Source organism: Marivita sp. (assembly GCF_051251565.1).
Taxonomy (GTDB): domain Bacteria; phylum Pseudomonadota; class Alphaproteobacteria; order Rhodobacterales; family Rhodobacteraceae; genus Marivita.
Map to the genome: position 1 here is coordinate 1 of NZ_JBPOFB010000010.1, position 11,532 is coordinate 11,532.

Annotated in this window: 8 protein-coding genes; all 8 read right to left on the reverse strand. The window is 59.9% G+C overall.

Translation table 11 applies throughout. The features are described 5' to 3' along the window. On the reverse strand, window positions 1-1,133 hold a 1,133-nt coding region (locus tag ACSHXH_RS13305; protein WP_435672294.1), incomplete at its 3' end, for an efflux RND transporter permease subunit. Next, window positions 1,084-1,797: an efflux RND transporter periplasmic adaptor subunit gene (locus ACSHXH_RS13310; protein ID WP_435672295.1), complete on the reverse strand. Its 714-nt coding sequence runs from the start codon at window positions 1,795-1,797 to the stop codon at window positions 1,084-1,086. The genes ACSHXH_RS13310 and ACSHXH_RS13305, both read right to left, overlap by 50 nt. A gap of 613 nt (window positions 1,798-2,410) precedes the next feature. Further along, complete coding sequence (cobA, locus tag ACSHXH_RS13315) at window positions 2,411-3,508, reverse strand: uroporphyrinogen-III C-methyltransferase (RefSeq protein ID WP_435672296.1); 1,098 nt, start codon at window positions 3,506-3,508, stop codon at window positions 2,411-2,413. 14 nt (window positions 3,509-3,522) lie between these two features. Next, window positions 3,523-4,449: a glycosyl transferase family protein gene (locus tag ACSHXH_RS13320; RefSeq protein WP_435672297.1), complete on the reverse strand. Its 927-nt coding sequence runs from the start codon at window positions 4,447-4,449 to the stop codon at window positions 3,523-3,525. After that, window positions 4,446-7,076, reverse strand: a complete 2,631-nt coding sequence (locus tag ACSHXH_RS13325; RefSeq protein WP_435672298.1) for a molybdopterin-dependent oxidoreductase — start codon at window positions 7,074-7,076, stop codon at window positions 4,446-4,448. The genes ACSHXH_RS13320 and ACSHXH_RS13325 overlap by 4 nt, the downstream gene beginning before the upstream one ends. Continuing rightward, on the reverse strand, window positions 7,076-7,405 hold the full coding sequence (gene nirD, locus ACSHXH_RS13330; RefSeq protein WP_435672299.1) for a nitrite reductase small subunit NirD: 330 nt from the start codon (window positions 7,403-7,405) through the stop codon (window positions 7,076-7,078). The genes ACSHXH_RS13325 and nirD overlap by 1 nt, the downstream gene beginning before the upstream one ends. After that, on the reverse strand, window positions 7,402-9,840 hold the full coding sequence (nirB, locus tag ACSHXH_RS13335) for a nitrite reductase large subunit NirB (RefSeq protein ID WP_435672300.1): 2,439 nt from the start codon (window positions 9,838-9,840) through the stop codon (window positions 7,402-7,404). The genes nirD and nirB overlap by 4 nt, the downstream gene beginning before the upstream one ends. Before the next feature lie 4 nt (window positions 9,841-9,844). Beyond that, complete coding sequence (locus ACSHXH_RS13340; protein WP_435672301.1) at window positions 9,845-11,530, reverse strand: ABC transporter ATP-binding protein; 1,686 nt, start codon at window positions 11,528-11,530, stop codon at window positions 9,845-9,847. Window positions 11,531-11,532 lie beyond the last annotated feature (2 nt).

An 11,532-nucleotide genomic window follows, 5' to 3' on the forward strand; every position in this document is an offset into this window, starting at 1 on the left:
ATCAGGCGGTCGGTCTGTTGCAAGACCTCGCGCGCCTTGCCAATAGACACACCGGGATAGAGCGATGGCATATAGAGAAAATCGCCCTCGTTGAGTTCGGGCATGAATTCGGTTCCGATGCGCTGAAGCGGCCACATCATCGAGGCGACCAACAGCCCAGCCAGCAGCGTTGTGGCCCATGGCCACGCCACGGCGGCATCCAGAAACGGGCGGTAGATCCAGATCACCAGCCGGTTCAAAGGGTTCTTTCTTTCGGGAATGATACGGCCCCGAATGAAGTACCCAATCAGCACGGGAACCAATGTGATCGAAAGGATAGCCGCTGCTGCCATTGCGTAGGTCTTGGTAAAGGCAAGCGGCTTGAAGAGCCGCCCCTCCTGACTTTCGAGAACGAACACCAGCAGAAAGCTGACCGTGATGATCGCCAGCGAGTAGAATAGTGCGGGCCCGACCTCTGAGGCGCATTCACTGACGATGCGCCAACGGTTTTCGTTGGTCAGTTTCTCCTTTTCGATCCGCCGGTGCATCGCTTCGATCATGACGATCGCGGCGTCCGCCATTGCCCCGATGGCAATGGCGATGCCGCTCAGCGACATGATATTGGCGTTCACGCCTTGCAGCTTCATGATGATGAAGGCCGCGAAGATGCCAAGCGGAAGCGATAGCAGGATCACCACGCCGCCGACGGCGTCACCCTCGCCGTTGAACTCGCCCACACCCCGTCGCATCTCGGGGCCAAGGCGGATGTCGGCCACATCGGCCAAGGTGATCGCGGCCCCTCGGTCGTTGACCATCAGCGGTGCTTTGGCCAGGTCCGCCAGTTCATCGACGTAGCCCGTGGAGCGGACCATGAATTCAGCCTCGCCCGTCTCGATCACGCTACCGCCTGTCTCGCGGTTCGCGCCCTGAATGGCGTTGCGGATCTGGGCAAGCGTTACACCATAAGCGCGCAACTTGTTGGGATCGACGACGACTTGGTATTGTTTGACCATGCCACCGATGGTGGCGACCTCGGACACACCATCGACGGTCTGCAACTCATACTTCAGGAACCAGTCCTGAAGCGTGCGCAATTCGGCCAGATCATGGCCGCCGGTGCGGTCGATGAGCGCATACTGATAGATCCAGCCCACGCCAGTTGCGTCTGGTCCAAGCTGTCTGTTGGGCCAAAACCTCAATGTTGCGCGCAAGCACACCTTCGGCCTCGATCCGGGCGATTTGATCGTCCGACATGCCGTGGCTGCGCAGCTTGCTGCGCGCGGCGTCAACGATGCGGCGGTCCCCTGCTTCGATAGCGCGTAGCAGGTCACTTGTTGACGCGCCAATGATCGGCGAGAACATTTCGAACAGGACGTCCCCCTTGCGTACCAGGTCACCAACAGCGCGGACATTCAACGCCTCGATCCAGCGATCAACACGGGTATGGACGTGGCTGGTCAGGTGCTCGTCATAACCGACAAAACCCACCGTCTCGATCCGGTGTGAGATCTCGGACATCTGCGCCACTGCGGTGCGCACACCGATGGCATTGATTTCGGCTGCTGACAGCGTCACTTCGGCTGGATCACCCGATGGTTCGTCCCCTGCATAGACCGGTACCAAATCCATTCCCATGGGGGATTTACCCGGACCCGGTTGCCGGAAATTGGCATCCATCGGAGCAACCCAATACAGGATTTCCGGCCCTGTCGATCCGGCCATGTCAGATGGGTTTAGATACAGTCTTTCCAAATAGATGCCGCCAGCGACCCCGGCGGCAAGCGCCAGAATGCTCAGGGCCGAATATCGTCCACGCATTGTTGCCTCGACCCCAGTTCCGAAGTCGGAACCGTTTCCAATCAATTGCTGTCACGCAGTCGCAAATTGCGACCACAGTTTGGAAATCAATCAGACGTGTTTTGGGGGACGTTCTTGCGTAGAGCCAACGCCAGAGGGCGTGAGTTTGCCGAGGTCCAAAAGTTGCCCAATCGGCAAAAGCGCACCGACACCCACAAGCGCAGTGAACTGAAGGGTAAGATGCGCGCAGCACAATGAAAGCACGCAGTGTGCGCAATTTTCTGGCATCGCGTCAGACCCAGAAGCAGTTTCTGGTGATGTCCGCAGACTTGGCAAAGTGCACCGGACAATCACTTGCCATGTGTGACATATCTTTGTGGTGTGCATGACCACCCAACGAAAAAATCGCTGCATTTGCAGCAGGCGCCATCAGTTGGAAAACAAACACCAGGATTAGGACCAAAAGCCCAATAGGTCGCAAAAGCGATCCAGTCCTGAAGGTGTTGTTCTTGGTTGGCATACAGATGTCTTCCAGCCTTAACCCCAAAAATGCAAGTCAGATCAGCGTGATCTTTTTGCTTTTGCTTCGGGGCCGCGCTGTTATTTTCGCTGCTGGCATGCATGGCGGGTCGCATCACATGGCCATGACTTCGCCAACTGCCTGAAGTGAATAGGCGCATTGCTCAATGCAATGCGGCCATGTCACCAAGATAATGGCGCAATTGGTGATCCGGTTTTTCTGCATTGCCATTGGCAAATCGGCGATGGTTGTGCGGACAAGATGTTCGGTCGACTTGGACACGTCCACACACACATCAACAGGGCTTTGGGCCGGCAGGCCTTTGTCCATAAGCTGTTTTGAGATGCGGCCGGCATGGCGCGCAGACATGTAGAATGCCGTCGTTGTTCCGGGGCCGGTCAAACGCGTGCACTCCGGTTCGGGGTTGTCTGCGCATCCTGATCCGGTTGCGATGACAAATGTATCGGCGACACCACGTTCGGTCAGGCTTTGACCAAGTGCCGCGCCCGCGGCGGATGCAGAGGTCACACCAGGAACGAGTTCGACTGGAATGCCGGCCTCTTGGGCGGCGGTCAGCTCTTCGCTGGCACGGCCAAAAATGCCGGGGTCGCCTGATTTCAAGCGGACAACCGATCTGCCCTTCAATGCCTCTGCCACGATAGCCTGTGTGATCTTGTGCTGCGGCCAGGCATGTGCGCCAACCTCCTTGCCCACATAGACGCGCTCTGCCTCGCGGTGCGCCAGGTCCAAGACGTCGGGATCGACGAGCCTGTCATAGAAAACCACGTCTGCCGCTTGCAATCGCTCCACGGCACGCAGGGTCAACAGGTCACGTGCGCCGGGGCCTGCTCCCACCAAGACAATTTTTCCCTTTTTGGATCTTGGCAGTGGACTGCTTGCAGGAATCGCTGGTGTGATTGCGCGGTGCAAACGGCGCGGGGCGCTTGGGCCCGCACCGCCTGCGCGCGCAACAATCGCACCGGGCGCCATCGGCAGCACCTCTGTTAGCCAGGTTGCGAGGGTTCGGATCAGAACTTGGACCGCGCCTACGAGACCGGTGTCCGCGCCGGTCGGTTCACGATCGCGCATGACAGGGGTGATCCTGTCAGACAGGTCTGACGGGGTGTCCTCCCGCAGCGAATATCCTGACGGTGCCGCGCCGTCGAATGCGGGGCAGACTGTGCGGGGGAAGCGCATCGATATGGCTTTCATGGAGTGTCCCTTTCTCAGGCAGCGGTTTGCGGGGCGTGCTCAGGCGCAGAACCCGCACCCAAGCTGTCAAAAGCGGCGGCTGCCGTGCCCGCAATCACCGCGCATTCAAAGGCGTCCGGGGTCTGTGCGGCCCATCTTGGGCAGGGTGTGTCGCCCATAGGTTCTGACAGGCGCCGTATGTCGGGCAACAGCGCCGGAAAGCTGTTTTCCCAAGAACAACTGCCCCGCAGGCCAAAGGCCACGATGGCTTTGGCGGGGTGACGCTCAAACTCGCCACCGCCACCCTTGATCACGGTCAGAGCCTTCCAGCCTAACAGCGCTGCTGCATCCGCCTGCAACAACCGGTAAGAGGGATGAAACACGCCTTGCACACTGGTGTTTGCCCCGGCGGGGTTGAGCATCCTGCACACCGTGTTGATGCAGGATCGCAGCCCCAAAACATCGCGCAACGTCAACAAACGAAACAATGCCGGATGAAACGCTTCCAGCGGCAAATAGGCAATCCTGTCCCGGTCCAACAAAACTGCGGCCTGATCAGGATTGGTTGCGATGCGGATACCGGCGTCCCCCAGACCTGCGCGTACTTTTGGGTCTGTCCCGTTCCAGCCATGCAACAGGACGCGATGACCCGCGTGTGCCACCTGCTTGGCGGCACAGAGGAACCACGGCGCCCCGCGGGTGCGGCCCGCTGCGTAACTTGGCCAGTCAAGATCGGCCTTTGGCAAATCCGGCAGCGCCCCCTGCGCGGCATGGGCGAAGCCAGCGATTTCTTCGGCGGTTTCGCCCTTCATGCGCAGCAACATCAACAAGGCCCCTACCGCCTCTGGAGCCGCATCGCCGCGCAACATCAGACGCATTGCGTCTGATGCCTCGTCTTGGGTCAAAGAACGCGACCGGCCCGGCCCCCGACCCAGTATCTGGACATGCGAGGACAAACTCATTCGGCCGCCTCAGGCACACATACGCGGGCCAACAGGTCCGACAGTTCCGGGCGGCACGAGCCGCAATTCGTCCCTGCGTTCAGAACTGCACCAATCTGGTCAACCGACATCAGACCTTGTGTTTCAATAGCGGTCACGATGGTGTTGACGCCGATTTCGAAACACGCGCAGAGCACAGGCCCCGGATCAGTCACATCCGAGGGCGTCCGCCCCGAGATCGCGCCCGCGCCGGTGGTTCCCGGAAGGGTTGCAAGATAGTCGCGCATGACCGCAACCGGCGTCGCTGCCACAAAAAGCGCCCCGATAAGTATGCCCGCGTGGTGCAAAACAATCCGCGCGTTGCCCCCCTTGGTGTCAATCATGCTGACCAGAGTGGCGTCGGGCGCTGCAAACATGCGGCGGGCTTCGACCTCCCAATCGTGGATCGCTGTGAGGCCTGCCAATTCGGCCCGGAACCCCGTAGACGTGCGCGCCACGGCCCAGTAATCGCTGGCCAGCGCCATCGGGTCGCGCGCCACGGCAAAGCCATACCACGCAGCGTCAAACCGAGTGAGCGCGACCACACTCGCCTTGCTTTCCGGCTGACCCGACACCGGGTCGCAGGCGGCTTTGACCAGCGCATCAATGCGTGCAGACGGTGCGGTTTCACCGGTCCAGTGCATCGGTGCAAAGATCTGACCGCTCTGGACCGCATCGGTTATCCGGGCGCGCAAGATCGCACAGCCATGGGGGCTATTCAGGCGGACCAGATCCGAAGGTGCAATGCCCAACCTGTCTGCATCTTGCGGATGGATGTCCACGAACGGTTCAGCCAGATGTGCAGACAGGCGCGGGCTGAGGGCGGTGCGTGTCATGGTGTGCCACTGATCCCGCAGCCGTCCCGTGTTCAGGCGAAAGGGATAGCGTGGCTCTGTCTTGGAGGCAGGGGGCCGCCATGACAGTGGCAACAACCGCGCTTTGCCATCGGGCGTAAAGAACTGTCCATCGGCAAAGAAACGCCCTCCGCTGCGCGCCGGGGTCACGGGCCAACGCGTTGGCGCAAGATCGTCATAGTCAGCATCCGTCAATGCCGAAAGCCCCGAGATATCAAAATCGCGCCCCATTTGACCGGCAAGCCCCGATAAGGCAGCGTATTGGCGGAAGATCTCGGCTTCGTTGGCGAAATCAAAGGCCTTTTCAAAACCCATTCGGCGGCCCACCTCGGCCAGAATGTCCCAATCAGGTCGCGCCTGCCCCGGCGCAGGCAAAACGCGGCGCTGGCGGCTGATGGTGCGATCCGAATTCGTGACGGTGCCGTCTTTTTCGGCCCACGCGGTTGCAGGCAACAGCACATCGGCCAGCCGCGCCGTATCGGTTTGGTCGGTGATGTCGCTGACCACCGTAAAGGGACATGCGGCAATAGCATCACGCACGGCATCCGCTTCGGGCATCGACACCGCCGGGTTGGTGTGAATGATCCAAAGAGCCTTGATCTGTCCCGCGCCCACCGCCCGGAACAAGTCAACGGCCTTCAGGCCCGGTGCCTCGGGCAACGGTCCTGACCCCCAGAAACCGCGCACCACGGACCGATGATCAGCATTTTCTAGATCCAGGTGACAGGCCAGCATATTGGCCAGCCCACCAACTTCGCGTCCGCCCATGGCATTTGGCTGACCAGTTACGGATAGCGGGCCGCAACCGGGTTTGCCGATGCGACCTGTGGCCAGATGGCAATTGAGAATGGCGTTCACCTTGTCCGAGCCGGAGGTCGATTGATTGACCCCCTGAGAAAAGACGGTGACCACCTTTTCAGTGCGCATCCACAGATCGCAAAAGGCAGCGATGTCTGCTTCGGGCAGTCCAATGGGCGCTGTCGAGTCGTTCTGCGCGGCATGTAGCGCGGCATCAAAGCCGGTTGTATGTGCGAGGAACGCCTTGTCCAGCGCGCCACCTTCGTAAAGCGTGGTGAACAAACGGTTGAACAGCGCCACATCGGACCCGGGCTGGAGCGCGAGGTGCAAATCGGCTTTGTCACAGCTTGCCGTGCGGCGTGGATCGATCACGACGATTTTGGTGCCGCGCTGTTTGCGGGCCGCAATAAGGCGCTGGTACAGCACCGGGTGGCACCAAGCGAGGTTTGATCCCACCAGGACCACAAGGTCCGCCTCGTCCAGGTCCGCGTAGGTTCCGGGAACCGTATCGCTGCCAAAGGCACGTTTGTGTCCGGCAACCGACGACGCCATGCACAGCCGCGAATTTGTGTCGATATTGGCCGAGCCGATGAAGCCTTTCATCAGCTTGTTGGCGATGTAGTAATCTTCGGTCAGAAGCTGCCCGGAGACGTAAAACGCCGTGCTGTTCGGCCCATGTTCAGCGATGGTCTGCGCGAACGTGTCGGCGACCAATTGCAGCGCGCTGTCCCAATCCACGTCTACCCCGGACACGCGAGGGGCCAGCAGCCGGTGATCCAAGCCCACCGTCTCGCCCAGAGCCGACCCTTTGGAGCAAAGCCGCCCATAGTTTGCAGGGTGCGCGGGATCGCCGCGCACATCCAACCCACCGTGCCCGTCAGGACGCAAAAGCACGCCGCATCCCACCCCGCAATAGGGGCAGGTCGACCGGGTTTCTGGCAAACTGCTGCCGTCCATCACGCGGCGCTCCGCGCAGCAAGGCTGGCGCCGTCGATCCAAACCCGGCCATCGCGGACCTGGGCGGGGAAAGTGCTGATCGCACCGTCTTCGCCTTTGGCCTGACCAGTGTTGAGATCAAAGACCCAGTTGTGCAACGGACAGGTCACCGATTGGCCATGAACGATCCCTTCGGACAGCGGCCCACCCTTATGCGGGCAGCTGTCGGTGGCGGCAAAGACTTCGTCGGTCCCGGTGCGAAAAACCGCAACGCAGCCCAGCGCTGTTTTGATCTTGCGCGCCCCGCGCAGCGGGATATCGCTGACGGCCCCAATATCGATCCAGCTCATTCCGCGGCCTCCAATGTCAGGTCCGCAAGCGGTTGATAGGCCGCGGTTTCTTTGGCGTGTTCGGCCCAAGGGTCCTTGCGATAGATCGTCTGCGACAGCTCAAAGGCTGCGATGAGGCGCGCGCGTTCGTCCAGATCGTCAACGACGCGCCCCTTGACCCAGTCGAGCCCAACCTTGGCTACCCATTTATATGGACGGTCCAGATATTTGGCGTTCTCACGATACAGCTGAACAAACGCGACCGTAACATCTATGGCTTCGGCTTCTGTCGGCACGTCACACAGACGTTCGGTTTCCTTGAGATCCATACCAGCCGCGCCAGCCACCCCGACCTGATAGCCGCTGTCGACGCAGATGATGCCCACGTCCTTGCAGGTCGCCTCTGCGCAATTGCGCGGGCAGCCCGAGACTGCCAGCTTGACCTTGTGGGGCGTCCACGATCCCCAGAGGGTCTGCTCCAGCTTGATACCCAGCCCGGTGCTGTCTTGCGTGCCAAAGCGGCAATGATCGGTGCCGACACAGGTTTTGACCGTCCGCAGACCCTTTGAATAAGCGTGGCCGGATACCAGACCGGCCCTGTTCAGATCGGCCCACACAAACGGGAGGTCTTCGCCCTTGACGCCCAGCAGGTCGATCCGCTGCCCGCCTGTTACCTTGACAGTGGGCACATTGTATTTGTCTGCCACATCGGCAATTGCGCGCAACTCAGCAGCGTTGGTGATTCCACCCCACATCCGCGGCACGACGGAAAACGTACCATCTTTTTGGATATTGGCGTGCTTGCGTTCGTTCACGAACCGGCTTTGCGGATCGTCCCGATATTCGAGCGGCCAATCTGCCAAAAGATAGAAGTTCACCGCCGGGCGGCACACATGACACCCGTTGCGGGTCTTCCAGCCAAGCTCTTGCCAGACCGCTTCTTGCGATTTCAGTTCTTGGGATTTGATAAGACGCCGCACGTCCTCATGCGTCAGATCACAGCAGCCACAGATGGGCTGCGAGGCGGGCATTTGAAAGTCATCCCCAAGCGTGACCAGCAAAAGCTGTTCCACCAGTCCGGTGCAAGTCCCGCACGAGGCGCTGGCTTTGGTTGTGGCGCGGACTGCGCCCAGATCAGTTGCACCGCCTTCGATGGCCTCTACGATGGTGCCTTTGCAAATGCCGTTGCAGCCGCAAATCTCCGCGTCACGCGGCAATGCTGCAACGGCTGAGAGAGGGTCCACAGAGGCCCCCCCTTGATAGGCCGGACCAAAGATCAGCGTCTCGCGCATCTCCGAGATGTCTTCGCCCGACTGGATCAGGCCAAAGAACCATGTGCTGTCTGCGGTGTCGCCATACATGACAGATCCGACAAGCCGGGTGCCCTCAATCACCAGGCGCTTGTAGACGCCGCGCGCAGGGTCACGGAAAACGATGTCTTCGCGCCCCTCCCCGTCAGCGAAATCTCCGGCGGAAAACAGATCGCAGCCTGTGACCTTGAGTTTCGTGGACAGTGTCTTCTGCTTGAAAACTGCCGTCTCGCCCAACAGCGTCCGGGCGGCAACCTTGGCCTGATCATAAAGCGGTGCAACCAGCCCAAAAAGGGCGCCGCCATGCTCTACACATTCGCCAACAGCGAGAACATCTTCGTCCGAGGTGATCATCTGGTCATCGACATGGATGCCCTTGCCCACCGCAAGCCCTGCGTTTTGCGCGAGGACCACGTTGGGACGGATGCCCACAGCCATGACCAAAAGATCACAGGCGAGTTCCGTGCCATCGTCCAGCAACAGGGCGCGCACCTTGCCATTCTCACCAAGGATAGCCTTTGAATTGGCCTGTAGCCTGACGGTGATGCCTTTGACTTCGAGTGAAGATTTCAACAGGTAGCCCGCCGCTTCGTCGAGCTGCCGTTCCATCAGGTGCCCCATGATATGCACCACCGTGACATCGACGCCGCGCGCGGCCATTCCAGCGGCGGCCTCCAACCCCAACAAGCCGCCACCGATCACAACCACCTTGTTACCGGACCCCATGGCCATCATGGCCTCGGTGTCCTCAAGATCGCGGTAGGCGATGACGCCCTGCAAATCATGCCCCGGCAGCGGGATCATGAACGGGTTTGACCCGGTGCCAAACACCAGTTTGTCATAGCTCAGCACGTCGCCATTTGCCGCAGTCACTGTCTTGGCAGCCCGGTCAATCCCCCTCACCGCCTCACCAAAGCGACAGGTGATACCGCGTGCGGCATACCACGCATCATCATGCGTGATGATTTCTTCATAGGTCTTGTCGCCGGCAAGCACCGGGCTGAGCATGATCCGGTTGTAATTTCCCCGCGGTTCGGCATTGAACAGCGTGATCTCAAAGGTATCCGGTGCGGCATCGGTCAGATGCTCCAGCATCCGGCCTGTCGCCATGCCTGCGCCCACCACGATTAGCTTTTGTCTGGTCATGATCCTACTCCGCCGCAACGGCCTTGGGGGCCGTGCGTTTTGTCTTTGGTTTTGCGCCGTGTTCGTATTCTTCGAGAAAATCCAACACCTCCTGGCGGTAGGTGTAATAGTCAGGATGTTCGAGCAGGGCCTTGCGGGTGCGTGGTCGGGGCAGATCGACATGTGTGATCCGGCCGATGGTGGCCTGCGGACCATTGGTCATCATGACCACCCGGTCGGCCAGCAAGATCGCTTCGTCCACGTCATGGGTCACGCAAATCGCTGTCACCTTGGTCCTGCTCCAGACCTCCATCAGCACTTCTTGCAATTCCCAGCGGGTGAGGCTGTCCAGCATGCCAAAGGGTTCATCCAAGAGCAGCAGCTTTGGTGACAGGGCAAAAGCGCGTGCGATCCCCACCCGTTGCTGCATGCCGTTCGACATATCGCTGGCTGGCTTGTCCATGTCATCAGCCAGACCTACACGTTCGAGGTAGTATTCCACCACGTCCTGCCGCTCGGCCTGAGACGCTTTCGGGTACACTTTGTCGACCCCAATGGCGCAGTTCTCGCGGGCGGACAGCCAGGGAAACAGGTTTGGCGACTGGAACACGACAGCGCGTTCCGGGTCTGCCCCTTCGACGTGACGGCCATCAAGCTTGATCGCTCCTTGCGAGATCGGGTTAAGACCTGCGGCCATGGTCAGCACCGTGGATTTGCCGCAACCGGAATGGCCGATCAGCGAAATAAACTCGCCCTTGTCGATCTTCAGATCGAAATCCTCCACCACCGTCAGTGGTCCCTTGGGTGTCGGATAAACCTTGTGCAACTGCGAGAAGTCCAGAAACCGGCTTTCGATCAGACCCAGCTGGGCCTCTTTGACCGCCGCTGGCACACCGTGGATCGGAGTCACATTGGGCAGTTGCCGTGTGCCTTCGACCTTGGCCTCGATCCCGACATCCATAAGGTACTTGGTCACATCAGCGCGCAGGCGCTTGAAGATGTCGTTGGTGTTCATGCGGACCCGGTCGCGGGGGCGCGGGATGCTGACCGAGAATTCCTTGCCCAGCGTGCCATCCGGGTTCAAAGCGATAATCCGGTCGGCCAGGATGATCGCCTCATCCACATCATTGGTGATCAGAATGCAGGTCTTTTTGTCGGCCTCCCAGATGCGCTCGATTTCGTCTGCAAGATTGGCGCGGGTCAACGCATCCAAGGCGCTCAGAGGTTCGTCCAGCAGCAGCATTTCCGGATTCATCGCCAGCGCGCGCGCGACGTTCACCCGCTGGCGCATCCCACCCGATAACTCTGCCGGACGGCGTGTGGCGGCGTGGCTTAATCCTACCATCTGCACATAATGCGCAACCTTATTAGCCTTTTCAGCCTTCGAAAGGTCTGGGAACACCGTGTCCACCGCCAGCCCAACATTGCCGTTCACCGTCAGCCACGGAATGAGCGAATAGCTTTGAAAGATCACGCCGCGTTCAGGGCTAGGTTCCGTGATCGGCGCACCCTTGAAGGTGACGCTTCCTTTCGTTGGCTGCTCCAGCCCCGCCATCAGATTGATCAGCGTGGTCTTGCCGGTCCCGGAGAAGCCCAAAAGAACAAGAAACTCCCCTTCGTGCACATCCAGATTGATGTCCTTGAGCACATGGGTGGCATGGGTGCCCGAGCCAAAGCTCTGGCTGACGTTTTCGAGTGACAGAATTCCCATGA

Coding starts and splice junctions, on each gene's coding strand:
- nirB (WP_435672300.1), bottom strand. CDS start 9,840: ATGACCAGACAAAAGCTAATCGTGGTGGGCGCAGGCATGGCGACAGGC.
- nirD (WP_435672299.1), bottom strand. CDS start 7,405: ATGAGCTGGATCGATATTGGGGCCGTCAGCGATATCCCGCTGCGCGGG.
- ACSHXH_RS13325 (WP_435672298.1), bottom strand. CDS start 7,076: ATGGACGGCAGCAGTTTGCCAGAAACCCGGTCGACCTGCCCCTATTGC.
- ACSHXH_RS13340 (WP_435672301.1), bottom strand. CDS start 11,530: ATGGGAATTCTGTCACTCGAAAACGTCAGCCAGAGCTTTGGCTCGGGC.
- ACSHXH_RS13310 (WP_435672295.1), bottom strand. CDS start 1,797: ATGCGTGGACGATATTCGGCCCTGAGCATTCTGGCGCTTGCCGCCGGG.
- cobA (WP_435672296.1), bottom strand. CDS start 3,508: ATGAAAGCCATATCGATGCGCTTCCCCCGCACAGTCTGCCCCGCATTC.
- ACSHXH_RS13320 (WP_435672297.1), bottom strand. CDS start 4,449: ATGAGTTTGTCCTCGCATGTCCAGATACTGGGTCGGGGGCCGGGCCGG.